At 35.4% G+C, this 20763-nt stretch carries 20 protein-coding genes and 1 other annotated feature; of the genes, 3 read left to right on the top strand and 17 right to left on the bottom strand.

From position 1 onward, the window contains the following. The first annotated feature begins 393 nt into the window (after positions 1-393). Positions 394-643 (top strand) — a binding site (T-box leader). Between the two features lie 61 nt (positions 644-704). Then, on the top strand, positions 705-1694 hold the full coding sequence (gene trpS, locus DS031_RS03500) for a tryptophan--tRNA ligase (protein WP_113804548.1): 990 nt from the start codon (positions 705-707) through the stop codon (positions 1692-1694). A gap of 39 nt (positions 1695-1733) precedes the next feature. Here the strand turns inward: trpS and DS031_RS03495 are convergent, their stop codons facing one another. From DS031_RS03495 to DS031_RS03455, 9 genes are all read right to left on the bottom strand, one after another. Next, positions 1734-2480 carry a YjbA family protein gene (locus tag DS031_RS03495; protein ID WP_113804547.1) on the bottom strand — a complete coding sequence of 249 codons (747 nt, stop codon included), beginning with the start codon at positions 2478-2480 and terminating at the stop codon, positions 1734-1736. Positions 2481-2580: 100 nt separating this feature from the next. Beyond that, complete coding sequence (locus tag DS031_RS03490) at positions 2581-2805, bottom strand: YuzI family membrane protein (RefSeq protein ID WP_342767225.1); 225 nt, start codon at positions 2803-2805, stop codon at positions 2581-2583. 175 nt (positions 2806-2980) lie between these two features. Beyond that, positions 2981-4219, bottom strand: a complete 1239-nt coding sequence (gene fabF / locus DS031_RS03485; RefSeq protein WP_113804546.1) for a beta-ketoacyl-ACP synthase II — start codon at positions 4217-4219, stop codon at positions 2981-2983. 41 nt (positions 4220-4260) lie between these two features. Next, the gene (locus tag DS031_RS03480) at positions 4261-5196 is read right to left on the bottom strand and encodes a beta-ketoacyl-ACP synthase III (RefSeq protein ID WP_113804545.1); all 936 of its coding nucleotides are present in this window, start codon (positions 5194-5196) and stop codon (positions 4261-4263) included. 213 nt (positions 5197-5409) lie between these two features. Beyond that, entirely contained in the window at positions 5410-5592 is a 183-nt protein-coding gene (locus DS031_RS03475) for a ComZ family protein (protein ID WP_113804544.1), read from the bottom strand. 115 nt (positions 5593-5707) lie between these two features. Continuing rightward, positions 5708-6217: a DinB family protein gene (locus DS031_RS03470; RefSeq protein WP_113804543.1), complete on the bottom strand. Its 510-nt coding sequence runs from the start codon at positions 6215-6217 to the stop codon at positions 5708-5710. Further along, positions 6217-7179, bottom strand: a complete 963-nt coding sequence (locus DS031_RS03465) for a BMP family ABC transporter substrate-binding protein (RefSeq protein WP_113804542.1) — start codon at positions 7177-7179, stop codon at positions 6217-6219. The genes DS031_RS03470 and DS031_RS03465 overlap by 1 nt, the downstream gene beginning before the upstream one ends. Positions 7180-7242: 63 nt before the next feature. After that, positions 7243-8196 (bottom strand): NAD-dependent epimerase/dehydratase family protein, encoded by a 954-nt coding sequence (locus tag DS031_RS03460; RefSeq protein ID WP_142675742.1) that lies wholly within the window; start codon positions 8194-8196, stop codon positions 7243-7245. A 131-nt stretch (positions 8197-8327) separates the two neighbouring features. Then, a complete protein-coding gene (locus DS031_RS03455) occupies positions 8328-9065 on the bottom strand; it encodes an alpha/beta hydrolase (protein ID WP_113804540.1) in 738 nt (245 codons plus the stop codon). Between the two features lie 244 nt (positions 9066-9309). On the opposite strand from DS031_RS03455, the gene DS031_RS03450 reads away from it, so the two are divergent. Then, complete coding sequence (locus tag DS031_RS03450; protein WP_113804539.1) at positions 9310-9492, top strand: YjzD family protein; 183 nt, start codon at positions 9310-9312, stop codon at positions 9490-9492. Positions 9493-9536: 44 nt separating this feature from the next. On the opposite strand, the gene DS031_RS03445 is transcribed toward DS031_RS03450, so the two are convergent. Continuing rightward, positions 9537-9725, bottom strand: coding sequence for a YjzC family protein (locus DS031_RS03445; RefSeq protein ID WP_113804538.1), 189 nt, complete (start codon positions 9723-9725; stop codon positions 9537-9539). A gap of 207 nt (positions 9726-9932) precedes the next feature. Between DS031_RS03445 and DS031_RS03440 the strand changes: the two genes are divergently transcribed. Then, positions 9933-10745 (top strand): undecaprenyl-diphosphate phosphatase, encoded by an 813-nt coding sequence (locus DS031_RS03440; protein WP_113804537.1) that lies wholly within the window; start codon positions 9933-9935, stop codon positions 10743-10745. A gap of 56 nt (positions 10746-10801) precedes the next feature. On the opposite strand, the gene argF is transcribed toward DS031_RS03440, so the two are convergent. The 7 genes from argF to argC all read right to left on the bottom strand — a co-directional run bounded on the left by argF (position 10802) and on the right by argC (position 20415). Further along, positions 10802-11752: an ornithine carbamoyltransferase gene (gene argF, locus DS031_RS03435; protein WP_113804536.1), complete on the bottom strand. Its 951-nt coding sequence runs from the start codon at positions 11750-11752 to the stop codon at positions 10802-10804. Further along, positions 11749-14940 (bottom strand): carbamoyl-phosphate synthase (glutamine-hydrolyzing) large subunit, encoded by a 3192-nt coding sequence (locus DS031_RS03430; RefSeq protein ID WP_113804535.1) that lies wholly within the window; start codon positions 14938-14940, stop codon positions 11749-11751. Before DS031_RS03430 ends, argF begins: the two co-directional genes overlap by 4 nt. Continuing rightward, on the bottom strand, positions 14933-16012 hold the full coding sequence (locus tag DS031_RS03425) for a carbamoyl phosphate synthase small subunit (RefSeq protein WP_113804534.1): 1080 nt from the start codon (positions 16010-16012) through the stop codon (positions 14933-14935). The genes DS031_RS03430 and DS031_RS03425 overlap by 8 nt, the downstream gene beginning before the upstream one ends. Positions 16013-16145: 133 nt before the next feature. Beyond that, positions 16146-17312: an acetylornithine transaminase gene (locus DS031_RS03420; RefSeq protein WP_113804533.1), complete on the bottom strand. Its 1167-nt coding sequence runs from the start codon at positions 17310-17312 to the stop codon at positions 16146-16148. After that, a complete protein-coding gene (argB, locus tag DS031_RS03415) occupies positions 17313-18089 on the bottom strand; it encodes an acetylglutamate kinase (RefSeq protein WP_113804532.1) in 777 nt (258 codons plus the stop codon). 19 nt (positions 18090-18108) lie between these two features. Beyond that, on the bottom strand, positions 18109-19356 hold the full coding sequence (gene argJ / locus DS031_RS03410; protein WP_113804531.1) for a bifunctional glutamate N-acetyltransferase/amino-acid acetyltransferase ArgJ: 1248 nt from the start codon (positions 19354-19356) through the stop codon (positions 18109-18111). 21 nt (positions 19357-19377) lie between these two features. Next, entirely contained in the window at positions 19378-20415 is a 1038-nt protein-coding gene (gene argC, locus DS031_RS03405) for an N-acetyl-gamma-glutamyl-phosphate reductase (RefSeq protein ID WP_113804530.1), read from the bottom strand. Positions 20416-20763: the final 348 nt, after the last annotated feature.

The following is a 20763-nucleotide window of genomic DNA, read 5'->3' as shown; positions in this document are numbered from 1 at the left end:
TCCTCAAAATACCAAATACGATTACAACACTTTAATACATAAAAAACTATTAATTTCGTAAAGAAAACTAATTTTCTTACTATTTATTATAAATAATATTAAGTAATTGTGCAAGTTTCGTTAAGTTTATGTTAAGATCTAGAAATAATGTGGCAATTTCCTACACCCTCTACCAAATATTACGTTTTTTATAATAGTAAACGTTATCTTTTTTTATTTTCGTAATATTTTATAGTTTTTACTGCTTAATTATAATTTATTTGCTCGATTATCACAAGAATCGTTTTTCAAGTAAATTTTACTAATTTAGCTTATACGTATAATATGAGATTTTTCCCTTTATTTATTTGCAACTTTCTTAATTTATTTGTATACTACTTTTACAGTAAGAATAATGATGCAATGAGAAAGAAGAGTACGTATTAGGAAACTTCAGAGAGCCTGTGGGTGGTGAAAACAGGTAGTGGAATAATACGGAATGGACTTTTGAGCATTTAAGTCGAATCTTTAAGGAAATTAAGTTATAAATCCCCTTATTTTAGTAGGCTTAAACGTTAAATCTTGACGTTACATAGAAAGTGATTTTATTAAGGTGCACTTAATAAAATAACAAGGGTGGTACCGCGGCTTATTCGTCCCTTCTATTATAGAAGGAAAGAATAAGCCTTTTTATATGCTTATATATTTGAAAGGAGATAGGAAAAATGCAAACTATTTTTTCAGGCATTCAACCAAGCGGCACATTAACACTTGGCAACTATTTAGGGGCTATGAAGCACTTTGTCGACCTGCAGGAGGAATATAATTGTTATTTTTGCATTGTCAATCAACATGCCATTACTGTTCCGCAAGAGAAGGCTAAGCTAAAAGAAAATTCAAGAAGCTTAGCAGCTCTATATCTTGCGGTAGGTATTCATCCAGACAAATCAACTGTATTCATTCAATCAGAAGTACCTGCACATGCTCAATTAGGCTGGATTTTACAATGTGTAAGCTACATAGGGGAACTAGAACGAATGACCCAATTTAAAGATAAATCAGAAGGAAAAGCTGCCGTTTCTGCAGGATTATTAACATATCCTCCGCTTATGGCTGCTGATATTCTTCTGTACGGAACAGACATTGTGCCTGTCGGAGAAGACCAAAAACAACATATTGAATTAACGAGAGATTTAGCAGAACGCTTTAATCGACAGTACAATGAAATTTTTACGATTCCTGAAGCGCGTATTCCTAAAGTAGGAGCACGAATTATGTCTCTTCAAAATCCCACAAGGAAAATGAGTAAGTCAGATGAAAATCAAAATGCATTTATTTCAATGCTTGATGATGAAAAGACAATTTTGAAGAAAATAAAACGTGCTCAGACAGATTCTGATAACGAGATTCGTTTTGATAAAGAAAAGAAGCCAGGTGTTTCAAATCTACTCACAATTTATTCTTTATGTGCCAATAAATCCATTGAAGAACTTGAAAATATGTATGAAGGAAAAGGCTACGGACAGTTTAAAGAAGATACAGCGAATGCAGTTATTCAGGCATTAAAACCCATTCAAGAGCGCTATCATGAGCTAATTAATTCAGATGAACTTGACGAAATTCTTGATAAAGGTGCTGAAAAAGCAAACCGCACTGCACAAAAAATGCTTTTTAAAGCAGAACGAGCAATGGGATTAGAAAGAAGACGTCGTTAATAGCAAACTAAAAGAAAGCAACTCCTCCGTTGCTTTCTTTTAGTTTACTTGTGTACCCTCTTCAAGCTCCCATACTTTTTCAAAGAAAGGTTGTCCCTTAATTAGTCTTTCACATAAATGATAGTGCATATTGCTCCATCCATTTTGCAGTTCGTCATATAAAGCGTCCCAAGCTTCATCAAAATCCATCATTTGAATTTCAACATATTTTTTAGGAAAACACTCTGTATACCAATATCTTACTTCTGCCACATTTCCTGTTGTATGTAATTGATCAAGCGCCATAAATAAAAGCTGCTTTAATTGTCTTTCTTTTCGAGTTAACCCGCTCATTATGTCTGGACTAGGCGATAAAATATGATATTCCTTGTTTTCTATAGGGTTTGGTATATAATAATGCTTTACTTCTAATTGATCTTTCATTTCAAGAACCATTGCTTCTTGTCTTGGAATTAATCTGCTTTTACGTACCGGAATTTGATAAGTTAAGGTATTGACAACCACTACTCTACTTCCATCAGTCGCAATAAAGCAATATTCAAGCGATGTACGTTCATTATTTTTTCTAACAAAACTTTTGTTGTGAATATCATCTAATAATTCATTAGGTAAATCCGCTAAGTTATTCTCGATATAAAAAAATAACTTAGGCTCCACCAAGACGACCGGTACTTGATCTAATATTTCAATAAAATCATCTTTTCTCCATTCATGAAATTCACAAACGTTATATCCATTTTCCTCACCTTCAAACCAATTGACCCAAACATCGTGCAAATATAACATTTGAACCCCTCACTTTAATTATGTTTTTCAAACAGTATAGTCAGAGGTACATTTTTTTATTCCATTACTACCCTATTCTGGTAAAATAAATTCTAAATTTTTAATGATTTCTCTTTTGAAAAGGAAAATAAATACTTAACCAAATTAATACATTACCAATTAAAAATAAATATAATTCTGCCTTTGACTTAATAAACAGCAAATAACCGCTAATTCCGTGTCCAGTCGTAATAATATTTAAATATGCAATAAGACTTACGCCGTCTATAACTGCTAAACCAAAACCAATCAACAATAATAAGAATCGAACCATCACTGTTTGCACCAATCAATGTTTCTTCTCATTGATTGTACTCCTTTCATTTTTCGTTATTGGAGTTAGTTTATTTATATGGACAAACTGCGCTCATATGCTTACCTTTTCATACTAAAGTAGATTTTAATGGTTTGTTTTACGTAAAAAGAACCTTTAGGAGCACTCTCCTAAAGGTTCTTTTTCCTTACTTTTCAAATTTTTTAAAGATTAAACATGCATTATGTCCGCCAAAACCAAGTGAGTTGGAAAGAATCGCATTTACTTTTTGTTCACGCGCTTCATTTGGCACATAATCTAAATCACATTCTGAATCAGGTGTTTCATAATTAATCGTCGGTAGAATAATTCCTTCTTCAATAACTTTTGCACTAAACAATGCTTCAATTCCACCAGCTGCACCTAATAAGTGACCTGTCATCGACTTTGTAGAACTTACTGCTAACTTATAAGCATGTTCACCAAATACCGTTTTAATAGCCATTGTTTCAAATTTATCATTGTATGGTGTACTTGTTCCATGTGCATTAATATAACCAATATCTTCTGGATTTAAGTTAGCATCTTGGAGCGCTTGACGCATTGCACGTACACCGCCTTCACCATTTGGTGCTGGAGCTGTTACATGATACGCATCACCTGTTGCCCCGTATCCAACGATTTCCGCATAAATTTTTGCTCCGCGTTTTTGAGCCGACTCTAATGATTCAAGAACTAAAATTCCTGCACCTTCTCCCATTACAAATCCATCACGATTTGCATCAAACGGGCGGCTTGCTGTGTTAGGATCATCATTAAATGATAAAGCTTTTGCCGTACTAAATCCAGCTAACGCCATACTTGTAATCGGTGCTTCAGCTCCACCTGTAATCATAACATCAGCATCACCGCGTTGAATAACTTTAAATGCATCTCCAATTGAATTTGTTCCTGTTGCACAAGCTGTTACAGTACAAGAGTTAATTCCTTTTGCACCAAGTAAAATAGAAATTTGTCCTGCAGCCATATCAGGAATCATCATCGGTACAAAGAATGGACTGACACGACGATAGCCTTTTTCTTTAAAAATATTAAATTGCTCTTCATGCGTATCCATACCGCCGATTCCTGAACCAACCCAGACACCGACTCTTGGAGCGATTTCTTCTGTTATTTCTAAATCAGCATCCTTTACTGCCATCATTGCAGCTGCTACCGCAAACTGAGTAAAAAGATCCATTTTCCGAACCTCTTTACGGTCTATGTAAAGGGTTGGATCAAAGTCTTTTACTTCTCCTGCAACTTTTGCCGGAAACAGGTCAGGGTCACGTCTTGTCATCCTTCCAATTCCATTTAATCCTTTAACAGCATTTTCCCATGTAGTTTGTGTATCATTTCCTAGTGGAGATACTGCACCTAATCCTGTAATTACTACACGATTATTCATAAGTTGTTCAACTCCCTTTATGTAGTCTTATTCTAATGTTATTATTGACCAAGTCTTAAAGCAACTGCTCCCCATGTGAGGCCGCCGCCAAAACCAACCAACACCACAACATCATTATCTTTTACTTTTTCTTCTTGAACAGCTTCATACAATGCGATCGGAATTGTAGAAGAAGAAGTATTCCCATACTTTTCAATTGTTTTCGCCATTTTTTCTTCTGGTAAATCTAAACGCTGTCTTGAAGCTTCCATGATGCGAATATTTGCTTGATGAGGTACTAGATAATCAACATCTTCTTTTGTTAACCCTGCTTTTTCAATGACTGATAAAGATGATTCACCCATTCGGCGAACCGCAAATTTAAATACTTCCCTACCATTCATGTAAATATATTTTTCACCTTGATACAGATGTTTTGCTCCACTTCCATCTGATCCTAGCTCAAATGAAAGAATTCCTTTATTATCTGACACAGGACCAATTACCGCTGCCCCAGCACCATCACCAAAAAGCACTGCTGTGTTGCGATCTTTCCAATCTGTAATTTTAGATAGTTTTTCTGCACCAATAACAAGAACATTTTTATAAGTGCCTGTTTCAATAAATTGTTTTGCTGTTACCATTCCATACATAAATCCTGCACATGCAGCACTTAAGTCCATTGCGGATGCATTTACAGCACCAATCTTTTCCTGTACAAGACAAGCGACTGACGGAAAACCATAATCAGGAGTAACAGTCGCCACGAGCAATAAATCAATATCCTCTGCTGTTAATTTTGATTGCTCAAGCGCCTCTTTTGCTGCTTCTGCAGCCATATCCGACGTTTCAATATCATCGCCGGCAATTCTTCTTTCCTGAATACCTGTTCTTGTACGAATCCATTCATCAGAAGTATCAACCATTTTTTCTAAATCATAATTGGTTAAAATACGATCAGGTACATATCTTCCCAACCCTAAGATTCCAGCATTCATGAAATAGTCTCCTTTATAAAAAATTTACTATCAATTATTATGACCTGGTACTAATTTTAATGGATTTTATTATTTTTGTCTAGTATATACCGCTCATATCAACACTTTCTAGTTTTCTCCCACACCTATACAAAAATGTTTCCTATCCCATATTCATTCAATAAGAGAATGGCCCATTCTAAATAAGAAAGAGTCACTTCACGTGACTCTTTCTTATTGCTTTGCTTCTTGTTTTCCTAACTCATATGCATCTCCCATTACCTGCATTAACAAGTTAAGGACAGACTGCAAATTTTCCATATCGATTTCAATTCCTTTTTGATCTAACATCTCTTTTGCTTCAGGCAAATACTTCATTGCAATCTGCATAAACTTCATATTCATTTCTTGATCCATGCTGTTCACTCCAACTTCACTTTTATTTTCTCAGTAATACCATACAAGAAAGAACGGTAAAAAATCAAGTATTTTCCTACTGTTCAGTCCATTAACATGTTTGTTGTTATCCAAGTTACAGGATTTGCTTTTGCAAAATTAAGGAGGAAATAATTGCAATCTGCCCTCTTATATAACTTTCATGATCAAGTAAATGATAAACAATCCATTCTGGCGAATAACGAAGCACTTCTTCTTCTTTTCGAATTTGAAAGGTAGGGCGCCTAAATTCAATATCAGACAATTTATAAAAATAGTTTCTCGTTTGTTCTCTCGTTTCTGCTAATCGAGCTAAAAACCATGATTTTTGAAAACCCTTCACTGTATCATCTTCTTTATAATCAAATTCAGCTGAAATGTCCTTCTGATCTTGGTCAGTATGAATCGCTTTAAGCCAAGCTCTTTCATATTCAATAAGGTGCATTAATAGTTGACCAACAGAAGGCATATTCGTTAATTTTTCATGCAATTGTTCTGTACTTAAACTAGAAAGTACGGATAAAAGCTGTTCCCTAGTCTCCTTTAATCCTTGTAACAAATGAACAGCATCATGAATATCATAATTTCCTAATGTTTTTTCAACCATTATAATTCCTCCTTATTGGGTAATTGACCGCTTTCTACATAATAATCAATTGCTGATTGCACAGATTGTTTTAGCTGTTCTGGCACTTCTGCGCTGTATTTCCCCATCGAAATCACATCATCCTGCATGTCAAAATAAAGATTGCCATACGATAGTTCATTATTGTTAAATTGTCTTGCTGCTAATATATAAAGCTGATCAACATGCTGGACAGTACTCGTTAATACAGTAGCTTTTCCAAGATTATACTGATCTGTAACAAAACCAACGGCATATAAACCTTTTCTTTTTAACTTTTCAATAACTGCTACACTATATCCATCTCCTGCAGGATAAACAACATCTACACCTTCGTTAAGAAATTCATCTAAGATGGAAAGCGCTTTTTGTTCATTTGCCCAATCATTTGTATAACTTGTAATTACTTGGACATTGTTGTTTTGAAACTTTACTCCAGATTCAAAACCTTCTATTTCAGGCTGCCATGGAAAAGCTGCAATAATACCAACTTTATTTGTTTTACTCATCCCGCTTGCAATCATTCCTCCAAAAAAGCCCATTGCCCTACCTTTAAAATGTAAACTTGTAAAACTTTGTCCCTCTGCATCACCATTAAACGTTACAAAATGAATGAAAGGATACTCATTTTGAATTTCCACAAAATATTTTGCATAAATATTTCCATGACCAAAAACTAAATTTACATCCTGCTGTTGAAACTCTATGATTGTTTTTCGTATCGTATTAAGACTTTTAACTTCTTCCTTATAAAAAACATCTACTCCAAATTCAGTTTGAATACCAAGTAAACTTTCATAACCTTTTGTATTCCATGATTGATCATTAATTGTTTCGGGAAGTAAAATCCCCACATTTTTCAACTTCTGATCTGACTCTTTATTTTGGCAGCTAATTGTGATAAGGAACGAAAAAATGATGATGAGTATGTATAGTGTGCGCATGATACCTTTTCTCTCCCTTTAACAAATTTCCTATATAAAATTTAGTATTAAACTAGTGCTCTGTTAACTGTAAATTTTTTTAAACTTCATCATTTTTTCAATGTGTTCTTTCTGCTCCTTTAGTCCAATTTGTAATGAAGTAGATGGACTGAAGTTTAATTGGTTTTTTAGCTTTTTTATTGATACTTCAACTGAAAAAAATGGTTGAGATAGGGAGCTTAAATAGGCTGGGGAAATAAGCTCAATGCCCTTTTTCCATTGATTTTTTTCTCCGCTGCCAACATTATAAACACCAACCACTTCTTCCTTATTTCCTGCACGCCATAAAATATCGATTAGATCTTTAATATAGATAACATCTTCTCTACAACTATCTTCGACAACCTTATCCATTTTTCCTCTTATTTGTGTAAGAAGTAATTGATGGTAAGTCGACTCTTGTCCCTGCCATGGACCATAAATCGTTGGAACCCTTAAAACACATAAATTGCGCATATGATTTTCTAATTTTTGAAAGATCAGAGCTTCTTCTGCAGTTTTTAATAATCCTAACTTTGTTATTGGACTAAGCGGCGTTTCTTCTGTGAGTATACCAAAACGTGGTCCATATACTTCAATAGAAGAAAGATAAATAACTTGGGTGTTTTTATTTTTACATTCAGTTATTAACTGACTTGTTTCTGTTAGATGTGAAAAAATAACTTTCCCAAAATTATCCCATGATCTAGAAATAGCAGGCACAGCTAAATGAAAGACACAATCTACATTTTTCAAAATACTAGAAAAAAGAGAGTCGCCAAAACCTTTATTAATAGATTGAAAGTTTGCATTTCTACCGATTGAAAGTAACATCTCCTCTTGAACAAGTTTTCGATTTGGATTTTCACATTTATCCACTGCTATTACTTCTATTCCTTCCTCCAACAGCCTTTTACACAAATGAAAACCAATAAAACCTAATCCACCTGTAACCAGTACTTTCCTCATTTTTCTCTCCCCCAACTCTTTAATGATCAATTCTATATCGTTTCAAGAGCAGAACATAGAAGGACTGATTTTAGCTCATATACATATCCCTAATTAAGTTAAAGGTATATATATCATCGTATGACGTCTATAATAAAAGATGATCTAAACTAGACTGACGTTTAGATCATCTTTTCATTTTGTTGATAAAACCTGCAAAGTGCTTCATTAAATGAAAAACTTCTTTCATTTAATGGTAATACAATCGAAATATCGCTTTTTTGCTTTTTACGTCTTTCTTCATATTTTCGCGAATGATCTTCAACGGAATAACTTACCCCATTTGGAGAATGCCATATTTTAGTCGGGACTTTTGTTTTACACGATTCAAGCTCATTCCATTTTTCAATTAACGTTTCCACTTCAACAATATTTATATGGTATGCTTTAGCAAGCTCTTTTTTAAAACGCTTATAAAACAATTTATTATCTCTTTCATTGTTGAAGTGCTTTTTTAAATCTAAACACGGGTTAATCATCGCAGCCGACCTTATATAGCTCTCCTTTTCCATTAATGACAATGCCACAAGGGCTCCCATTCCTTCAGCTAAAATATGAATATTTGGATTTAATATTTCTTTTCTCATCACCACTTGATACACAGATTTTGCCAATGAAACAGCTGCAGAACTCCCCCAATGGCGGCCATGTAAGTGAGAATAAAAAACAGTATAACCTTGTGTTAATAAACTATAAAGAAATCTTGAACGTGTATTGCTTTGTGTCCATAAACTGCTTTTATCATCAACGTAATGGGTTGTATCGCCGAATAAAAAAATTGCAAATCCATTGGGACGTTCAGGAATATGGATAACGTTCCATTGGCTGTCTATTTGAAAGAAGCGCTGTTGAATCCCCATATCTTCTCCTCACAATAATTAAATTCTACTATTAATCTATGCGATGAATAATAATTAGATAAAAAGTATTCCATATTTTCTCAAGTTATTTTTTTAATTCCGTTTCTCTCCTCTTAATACTCTTTTTAATACTCTTTATTGTTTAACAGAAATTTCATAAACTTTTTAAGAAGAATGTTCATTTTTAAAAAATTTGTGATAAAATAAGACTGAGCTGAATTCGTTTGCAATTGAGGTGAAGAAAATGCGTTACATATGGACAATTATTTGGAGCTTTTTATTAACACAGATGTTATTCTATGTAGTTTCTAATATGACATCTACAAGCTATGAATTTTCATCAGCTGCAATTATTTCGCTTGTTGTATCTGCGATTATTTTTGTATTAGGCGATGCAGCAGTCCCTAATTCATCAGAAGCAAAATAAAAATCGATACATGAGAATACGTAAAAAAGAACCGATAGGATGTCCTATCGGTTCTTTTTCGGTTTTCTCGCCCATTTCCGATTATGATTTGAGGTTGCAGGAAATTCCTCGCCAACTTCTAAATTAACCATTCGCGGATTTTTTACCATTCCTCCTGTTTCACCAATTTCAATATAACTTCCAGAATTCGGCGCTTTTTGCCCTGGAACAAATTGACGATTTTCTCCACCCATCTTAATTCCTCCTTTATTAAATTATCTCCCTTATTATTCCCTAATCATAAAAGATCATAAGTAAAATACTCCGCTTATTTCTATAAAGCATTTTTCAACGAAGCAAATTTATCCTATGAAAGCAAACCAAATTAGTGCTTTACAAATTTCTACAATATATAGTTTAATGAATACATGTAATTAATTGAAACACGGGGGAATTTAACAATGGAAGAACTTTTTACACTACTAAAATACGCATTCTTAGGATTATTACAAGGTATAACAGAACCAATCCCAATCTCATCAAGCGGACATTTAGTAATAGCACAATATTTCTTCAATTTGCGCATTGAAGGATTAAGCTTCGAAGTCATTATGAATTTCGCCTCACTTCTTGCTGTATTACTTATTTATCGTGATGACTTATTGCGCTTAACCATTAACGGAACGAATTACTTAATGACAAAAAATGAACGTTCAAAAAGTGACTTTATGTTTATCGTTTATTTAATTATTGGAACAATTCCAGCCGGTGTGATTGGCATTTTGTTTGATAATGTCATTTCAGAACACTTAAAAGGCATTAAAACCGTTGGGATTACTTTGCTTATTACAGCTACTGCACTGTGGTTAATCCGAAATTTACGCGGTAGAAAAAACGATGCTGATCTTTCAGTTAAAGATGCTCTTATTGTCGGTTTCGCTCAAGCAGTTGCTTTAATTCCAGGAATTAGCCGCTCAGGTGCTACTATTGTAGCTGCAATGGGACTTGGAATGAAACAGGAAACAGCTCTTCGCTATTCATTTTTATTATATATACCTGTAAGTGTAGGCGGCGTTATTCTTGGTCTTAGTGATTTATTAGAAGACCCTCGCCTTTCTGAATTACTTTTACCTTATGCTGTTGCCTTTTTACTATCTCTTATTGCATCCTACTTTTCATTAAAATGGTTTATGAATATTATGGCACGCGGAAACTTAAAATATTTCGCTTATTATTGTTTAATCGCAGGTGCGTTTGTACTGCTGTTCTTATAAAATACAAAAGCGAGGATTGATTCAAATCAATCCTCGCTTTTTTGCTGTCTGATTTTTTATAATAAAGAAGCTAAAACAGCTTTTTGTGCATGAAGACGGTTTTCCGCTTCATCAAACACAACAGAATTCGGCCCATCGATAATGTCAGCTGTTACTTCTTCACCACGGTGTGCAGGTAAACAATGCAGGAAAGAATAATCAGATTTAGCATGTTTAACAAGCTCTTGATTCACTTGAAAAGCTGCAAAATCTTTTAATCGCTGCTCATTTTCTGATTCCCAACCCATACTCGTCCAGACATCGGTATAAATTACATCGGCATCTTTTACAGCCTCAATTGGATCATTTGTTAAAAGCAGCTGTGAGCCGCTTTCTTTCGTAAACTGTTCCACCATTTCAATAACTTTAGCGCTAGGTTCATAATTTTTCGGTGTTGCAATTGCACAATCTAATCCAACTTTTGATGCAGCAATCATGAGAGAATGCGCCACATTATTTCCGTCACCAACATAAACAAGTTTTTTTCCTGCAAATGTTCCTTTTTCTTCATAAATCGTCAGCAAATCTGCTAATGCTTGACATGGGTGGAAATCGTCTGTTAAACCATTAATAATCGGAATATCAGCATGTTCCGCCAACTCTTCAACAATCTCGTGCTCAAACGTACGAATCATAATTGCATCAAGGTAACGCGCTAATACTTTTGCAGTATCCGCAATTGATTCGCCGCGTCCCATCTGCATATCACTTTGATTTAAAAACATCGCTTTTCCACCAAGCTGATTCATACCTGCTTCAAAAGAAATGCGCGTTCTTGTTGAAGATTTAGCAAAAATCATCCCAAGTGTTTTCCCTTCAAGAAGAAGATGCTTTTCTCCTCTTTTTTGCTGCTGTTTTAGCTCAAGAGCAAAGTCTAATAAATAAAGAATTTCTTCTTTAGAAAAATCTGCTAATGTTAATAAATCTTTCCCCTTTAAATTCACTTTTTTTTCTACAACACCGCTCATTGTGAAATCACTTCCTTGTAGTCTGATTTTTTCCATGCTTGAATGGATTGTGGTTGTTTATCTGTATTTTTCCCTGTTAAAAATGCTTCAACTGTTTCCCAATCTGTCATAACGATAAGACCATGCTGAACGGCTAATTGTCTATTCTCAATCGCGGATTGATCACTGCGAGATTTCAGACTAATCATTCCCAATGTTTTTTCAGTTTTTAACCATTCTTTATAATCTCCAACAGCTTCTAACCAATCCGTTCCATCCGCTAATTGAGAATTTGTAATAAGATTTATACCACGATTTTTAAAAGCGTCTGCATACGGATTTAAATGTTGTAAATCTGATAGCTCTACATCAAGATAAACTTGACATTCCTCTTCTTTAAACACATTTGATTGCTGTTCATTCCACATAAACACTTTATGAAATCCTTCTTCAATTGAATTTGCAATTGAAATAATTTCCCCTGTTGATTTCATTTCAGGTCCAAGCTTCGGATCCACACCCGGTAGTTTAAAGTTAGAGAAAATTGGTGCTTTAATTGTGAAGTAATTTGTTTCAGGTAGTAAACCAGTCGTTTCATTAATATCAGCTAACTTCTTACCTAATAAAGTATCAGTCGCAAGCTGAATCATGTTTGTGCCTGTTACTTTACTTAAGATTGGCACCGTTCGTGAAGCACGTGGATTTACTTCAAGTACATATACTTCATTGTTATAAAGAACAAATTGAATATTGAAAATCCCTTTAAAGTCCATGCCTTTTGCAATACGCTCAGCATACTGAACCACTTTTTCTTTCGCGTCCTCTGAAATTGAATACGGTGGTGTTACTGCCATGCTGTCACCTGAATGAACACCTGCTTTTTCAACATGTTCAAAAATGCCTGGAATTAAAATATTCTTTCCATCTGTGACCACATCTACTTCCACTTCTTTACCCGGATAATAAGCGTCCGTTAAAATCGGGAAATGTACAGCATCGTCAAGCATATCAGCATACGTTTTTAACTCAGTTTCATTTGAAAGAATAATCATCCCTTTTCCGCCGATTACATAGGAAGGACGAATTAAGACTGGATAACCAATGTCTGTGACTTTTTGAACAAGATCTTCTTTATTAAAAGCTGTTTGTCCTGGGATATGCGGAATAGAAAGCTTTTGTAAAAATTGATAAAATAAATCCCGATCTTCTAATTGATCAATGACTTCTTTTGTCGTTCCTAATAATGGCACACCCGCTTTTTCTAATCCTTCTACTAAAGAAATAGCTGTTTGACCACCGTACTGGACAATTACACCATCAACCTGCTCAAATTCTACAACATTTAACACATCCTCTACTGCTAGAGGCTCAAAATACAAACGATCTGCCACAGCATAATCTGTACTAACCGTCTCAGGATTGTTATTAATTAAAATTGTTTCATATCCGTTTTTCTCAAGCGACATAACGCCGTGTACAGAACAATAATCAAATTCAATACCCTGGCCAATACGGATTGGGCCTGAGCCAACAATTAATATTTTCTTTTTAGCTGATGGCACTGCGTCATGCTCGCCTTTCCAAGAAGAATAATAGTAAGCAGTTGATGCCGTAAACTCTGCTGCACACGTATCAACCATTTTATAACTTGGGAAAATTTCAAATTCCTTTCGTTTGTTACGTACATCTGCAAGCTCAACATTCCATACACCTGCAAGCCACTCATCTGAAAAACCTTTTTGTTTAAATACAAGCAGTTCTTCTTTGCTCACTGTTGCGATTGACGTTTGTTTTGCTTTTCCTTCAAGGTCTGTTAACCGTTTAAAACAATCTAAGAAAAATTTATTAATTTTTGTTACTTCGTGAATTTGATCTACTGAATTCCCTCTGCGCAATAGTTCTACTAAGGCAAAGAAACGGCGATCATCTACATTTTTTGCTAACTCCCATAACTTTTCTGTTTCATAAGAATTAAACTCAATTAATGCTAAGCCATCTGTATTTAATTCAAGTGACCTTACTGCTTTTTGAAAGCCGCTTTCTAAGTTGCGCTCAATCGCCATCACTTCACCTGTGGCCTTCATTTGTGTACCAAGTGTGCGATCGGCATGCTTAAACTTATCAAATGGCCAGCATGGAAATTTAACGACCGCATAGTCAAGTGCGGGCTCAAAACTTGCATACGTATGACCTGTCACTGGATTAAATAATTCATGAAGATGATAGCCTATGCTTAATTTGGCAGCGATCTTTGCAATTGGATAACCTGTTGCTTTTGACGCTAAAGCACTCGAACGGCTTACACGAGGATTCACTTCAATTAAATAATATTGTTTGCTGTATGGGTCTAGAGCAAATTGAATATTACATCCTCCAACAATTCCAAGTGCCCGAATAATTTTAAGCGACGCAGAGCGCAGCATTTGATATTCTACATCTGTTAATGTTTGTGATGGCGCTACAACAATAGAATCACCCGTATGAATCCCAACTGGATCTACATTTTCCATATTACAAATTGTAATACATGTATCATTATCATCACGCATCACTTCGTATTCTACTTCTTTAAAACCAGCAATGCTTTTTTCAATTAAACATTGGTGAATGGGGCTTGCTTTTAGTCCACGCTTTGCAATCACTTCAAGCTCTTCTTGACTTTGCGCAATTCCACCACCTGACCCTCCAAGGGTATAAGCCGGACGCACAATAACAGGATACCCCACACGTTCAGCAAATTGAAGTGATTCTGCTAATGTGCTAACAATCTCACTTTCCGGTACAGGCTCATTTAATTCATGCATAAGAGCACGAAATAGTTCCCGATCTTCGCCTTTCATAATCGATTCAATTGGTGTACCGAGAAGAGGAACATTATATTTTTCTAAGATCCCCTGCTTGTGAAGCTCAAGCGCTAAATTTAAACCCGTTTGACCGCCTAGTGTCGCCAAAAGTCCATCAGGTTTCTCTTTAATAAGAATTTTTTCAACACTTTCAACTGTTAGCGGCTCAAAATAAACAACATCCGCAAATTCTTCATCTGTCATAATCGTCGCTGGATTGTTATTAATTAAAACAACTTTACAGCCTTCTTCTTTTAACGCTAAGCAAGCTTGAGTTCCTGCATAGTCAAATTCTGCCGCTTGACCGATAACAATCGGTCCTGATCCGATTACGAGTACAGTTTTTATTCCTTCATGCTTAGGCATAGACACTCTCTCCCTTGGCCTTCATTATCATTGTTAAAAAGTTTTCAAAAATCCATTCACTATCACTCGGACCTGGATGTGCTTCTGGGTGGAATTGAACAGAAAAAATTGCTTGTTGTTCATGTACCATTCCTTCTACAGATCCGTCATTTATATTTTGATAACGCACTTTAAATGGCGTATTTTTTAAACTGTTATCATCTACTACATAACTGTGGTTTTGTGAAGTAATATACACTTTATTTGTTACTAAATCGATTACAGGTTGATTCGCCCCGCGATGACCGAATTTAAGTTTTTTTGTATCTCCACCAAATGCAAGAGCTAATAACTGATGTCCAAGACAAATTCCTAACGTTGGATAGGTCTCTGCTAATTTTTTAATTTTCTCTAAGTATGGTTTCATTTGCTTCGGATTTCCTGGTCCGTTTGATAGTAGAATACCATCTGGATTCAATTTGCTTATGTCTTGAAATGAAGTTGTATAAGGAACAACGGTTACTTTGCAGCCTTGTTTTACTAAACAATCAATCATTGATTTTTTATATCCAAAATCTACTAATACAACATGTTCTTTTCCATCTCCAAATGATTGCGTAGATTGACTCGTTACTTCTTCAATTAAGTCGCGTGTTCCAATTTCCTTAAAAGAAGAGAAATTCACTGCATCAGGATTTGTCGTTAAAATACAAGCAACATCTCCCACTTCCCGGATCCGTTTTACAACCGCTCTTGTATCCACGTTTTTAAGCATTGGGATGTTATGTTTCTTTAATGTTTGCTCAAACGATTCAACCGCTTCATAATGATAACCTTCTAGACTGGATTCACTCACAATAACCGCTGATACCTGTGGGTTAATGCTCTCATTATCAGCTAAATTCACCCCATAATTCCCAATAAGAGGGTACGTAAATACAACACACTGTCCTTTAAATGAAGGATCTGTTAACACCTCTTGATATCCTGTCATGCCGGTAAAAAAAACTGCTTCTCCATAGGTGGCACTGTTATCTCCGACCCATTCACCAGTAAACACATCACCTGTTGAAAGTACTAAATAACCTTTCATGATTTCTCTCCTCCAAACCACTGTCTTTTTTGGATAATTATTTATATATAAGTATTTTTATTCATTTTTGAGTATAAAAGATGCAGCTTTTGTATAAAAAGCTACATCTTTATTCTTTATCCTAACGTTTATTTTACGAAGTAGCAAGACCTTTTTTATTTTTCAGTAATATTTCTTCTACAAGAATGGAAGCTGCTTGATCGAGTTCTTCTTTCGTAACCGTTAACGGCGGCAGTAAGCGAAGGACTTTAGGTCCGGCAATAACAATGAGAAGCCCTTTTTCCTGAAATGTGGAAATAAGAGAAACAACATCTTCTTTACAAGAAATCCCAACCATTAACCCTTTACCGCGAACTTCTTCTACAAGTGGACAGCTTGCCAGTTTTTCTTGAAGCTGTTTTAATAAGTAATTTCCTTTTTCTTCGACCTCTTGTAAAAAGGAATCGTTGAAAATTTCAGATAATGTTGCTTTAGCAGCTGCCATTGCAAGCATATTCCCACCAAATGTCGTGCCATGACTTCCTGGTGAAAATGTATCTTTTAAGTGTTCTTTTCCAATCATCGCACCGACTGGAAAACCATTACCTAATCCTTTTGCTGCCGTTATAATATCTGGATCAAGAGCAAAATGCTGGTATGCAAACGGCTTTCCTGTTCGACCGATTCCTGTTTGAATTTCATCGACAATAAGTAAAAGTTTATGCTGCTTACAAAGACTTTGAACTTTTTCTAAGAAAGACGCTGTTCCCGGATTTACGCCGCCTTCACCTTGAATCACTTCAAGCATAACAGCCGCGGTATTTTCATCAACTGCTTGTTCTAAAGCTGCCGCATCGTTATATGGAACATATTCAAAAGTAGGCAGCAAATCGCCATAACCTTGCTGAATTTTTTCTTGGCCAGTTGCTGACATCGTTGCGAATGTACGCCCATGAAAAGACTGCTTAAATGTAATAATTTTCGATTTCCCTGTATATTTACGCGCAATTTTTATAGCGGCTTCATTTGCTTCAGCACCGCTGTTGCAGAAAAAAACATAATCTCCTGAACTTTTTTCTGTTAACTGTGCTGCAACTTCTTCCTGCAGGTCTATTTGAAATAAATTTGATACATGCCATACTTTGTTTAACTGTTCTTCAAGCGCTTTTTGAACAGCAGGATGGCGGTGACCTAAATTGCAAACCGCAATTCCTGAAATAAAGTCTAAGTATTTTTTGCCATTTTGATCAATCACTGTTGTTCCTTCTGCTGATTCAATTGAAATATTCCAGCGATTATAAGTAGGAAAAAGCGCAGACATTTAGACAACCTCCATTGTGCTTTTTATCGTTGTTCCAATAATTTTTCCATCTTGGACCATTGATGAATGTTTGCCATCCACAATCATCACTTCTTCTAGGCTGCCTTCTAAGCTGTATAAAGCAGCTTCAACTTTCGGGATCATCCCGCCATAAATTGTACCATTATTTATTAATGCTTTAACGTCCTGCTCTGTGACGGTTTCCAGCAACTTCTTATCTTTCAAAATTCCTGGAACATCTGTTACAAAAATAAGTTTGTTAGCATGAAGAGCTTTTGCTACAGCACCCGCTGCTGTGTCGGCATTCACATTATAAATCGTTCCATTCTTATTTACTGCGACAGGTGCAATCACTGGTACAACTTCAAGATTAAGCAGTTGATAAACAAAATTCGCATTTACTTTGGTTACATCTCCTACATATCCTAATGTTTCAAGATCTTTCGGTTCTGCTTCAATTAGGTGATGATCACTGCCGGACACTCCTACAGCATCTACACCCACAGATTCCAGCTTACGAACAAGTGATTTATTAACCGGACCGGAAAGAACCATTTCAACTACTTCCATTACTTCACTTGTTGTTTTGCGAAGACCATTTACAAACTCTGTTTCAACTTTTAATTTTGTTAACATATTTTTTATAGCAGGACCACCACCATGAACAATCACCGGTTTAAATCCTATTTCTTTTAACTTTTTTATACTTTTAAAGAAATCGTCGGAGAGCTGTTCAATCGTACTCCCCCCACACTTAATCACAACGATATCTTTCATTGTTTTATAGTCTCCTCTCCTACGAACGATAGCTTGCATTAATTCTTACATAATCATAGGTGAGATCGCATCCCCATGCTTTTCCATAACCTTCACCAATTTGTAAGTCGATTGTAAATTTCACTTCATGATTTTCTAAATACGCCGTAGCTTCTTCTTCAGAGAAAGGAAGAGGTTGACTATCTCTTAACATTTGAATAGGTCCTACAAACATATGAATCGATTCAGGATCAATCACTGCTTCACTATAACCAACAGCTGCAATAATTCGTCCCCAGTTGGCATCCGTTCCATAAACAGCAGTTTTTACGAGTGGAGAGCCAACAACGGCTTTGGCAATTTTTCCAGCATCTTCATCATTCAATGCTCCTTTGACTTCTACTTCAATAAGCTTTGTCGCTCCTTCACCATCACGCGCGATCATTTTTGCTAAATCTTCACACGTTTGACGAAGTAATTGTACAAATACTTGCCATTCAGGATGACTAGGATGTAATAATTCATTTTCAGCCTGCCCGCTTGCCATTACAGTTACCATATCATTTGTTGATGTATCTCCATCCACTGTAATACGATTAAATGTTTGATCTGTAACTTCTTTTAAAGCTAACTGAAGTATATCTGACTCAATGGCAGCATCTGTTGTTACAAAACCGAGCATTGTTGCCATGTTTGGCTTAATCATTCCCGAACCTTTAGCTGAACCTGCAATTGTAACAGGACGGCCATTAATTTGCGCTTGATAACATGTAGACTTTGTCACAAGGTCGGTTGTAATAATTGCTTCATTGAACTGTTCCGCACTTTCATTTGTCTGTTCAGGGTTCAGTTGTGAAATTCCAGATAGAATTTTATCCATAGGCATTTGTAGACCAATAACACCTGTCGAAGCAACGGCAGCATAATGCTCTGGAATATTAAATTTTTTTGCTGCGGCTTTTCGCATTGCATAAGCATCTTCTAATCCCTGTTTACCTGTACAAGCATTTGCATTTCCACTGTTAACTACGATTGCCTGAATCTTCTTTTCTTTTGCAATGCTTTCTTTTGTTACCTTTAAAGGAGCTGCCTGCATTTTGTTTAGTGTATAAACAGATGCTACACTTGCCGGTACATTACAAAAAATAGCACCTAAATCATTTCGCTGCTTTTTCACGCCTGAATGCAGTCCTGCTGCTGAGAATCCTTTTGGTGTTACAATTGTGCCTTTTTCTATTTTAACGATGTCATAGTTAGCCGTTAACAACGCCGTCACCTTACCTTTCATAATGTCATTCCGTTTTTATCTTTATGGGTATACTGGAATAAACTCTAATCCCGTTTTCTCATCTAATCCAAGCATTACATTCACATTTTGGATTGCTTGACCTGCTGCTCCTTTTACGAGATTATCAATCACAGATACAACTGTTAGGCGTCCTGTTCTTTCATCAAAGGAGAAAGAAAGATCACAATAATTAGATCCGTATACTTCCTTCGTACTTGGATACTCGCCTTCTTTTCTCAATCTCACAAAATATGAATCTTTGTAACTCTTTTCAAAAGCTTTACGAATTTCCGATGCCAAGATACCTTCCTTTACATTTGCATATATTGTTGCCATAATCCCACGTGTCATTGGCACTAAATGAGTACTGAATGTAATCGTTTCTACAGCTTCATTCCATTCTTTTAACACTTGCTCAATTTCAGGGATATGTTGGTGTTGATTTACTTTATAGATTTTAAAATTATCATTCATTTCAGCAAAGTGTGTTACTAAATTTGGCGTTCTACCTGCTCCAGAAACCGCTGACTTCGCATCAACAATAATAGATTTTGGATCTACTAAGCTATTCTTTACTAAAGGAGCCAATCCAAGCAGTGTGGCTGTAGGATAACAACCTGGATTTGCTACTAACTGGGTGTTTTGCAGCTTCTCTCTATTCACCCATTCTGTTAATCCGTAAACTGCATTTTCCAACCATTGTAATGGCGCTGCCTCTTTTTTATACCATTTTTCATAGTCACCCGTATTTAAAAGGCGAAAATCACCAGATAAATCCACTACTTTACAACCTGCTTCAAGAAGCTGCGGAACAACCTTGCTTGAAACTCCTGATGGTGTAGCAGTAAACACTAAATCAACTTCCTCTGCAAGTCGATCAGGGTTAATATCTTCTAGTGTATATGGATGTTGTTGTAAGTGCGGATAACTTTCCGAAAGTTCTTTTCCCTGCTGTGAGGAAGAATGTACTGAATGTACTTTTATCACGGGATGATTTTTTAATAAACGTAATAATTCTGCTCCTCCATAACCTGTTGCTCCAATAATTGCTGCATTCACGTTTCGTACACCTCGTTTTTAAAATTGTTATGTTCATTATAATTATGTATAAAAATAAAATCAATAGTATATTTATTAATTCTTTATTTTTTATACTATTAGTTACCTTTGTATATATCCATTAATAAAATAAGGTAAACCTTTATTTTTAAATAAAGGTTTACCTTAACTATGTATTAATCATAAATGACAGAAAAGTCAAAATCAAACGTCAATTTAGGGGATATGTATGAAAATCCCTTGAAAATTAAAGATTACAAGCGTTTACATCTAAAAAAGAGACAATTGGTAATTCTATCTTCTTCATGCTGGTAATTGTTACCTTTCGGAGCTGTTATCTTGTTCTGT

This window comes from Bacillus taeanensis, assembly GCF_003318295.1.
In the GTDB taxonomy this organism is placed as follows: Bacteria; Bacillota; Bacilli; order Bacillales; family UBA6769; genus Maribacillus; species Maribacillus taeanensis.
Note: the sequence above shows the minus strand (reverse complement) of the source record. Positions and strands in the feature narration are given on the sequence as shown.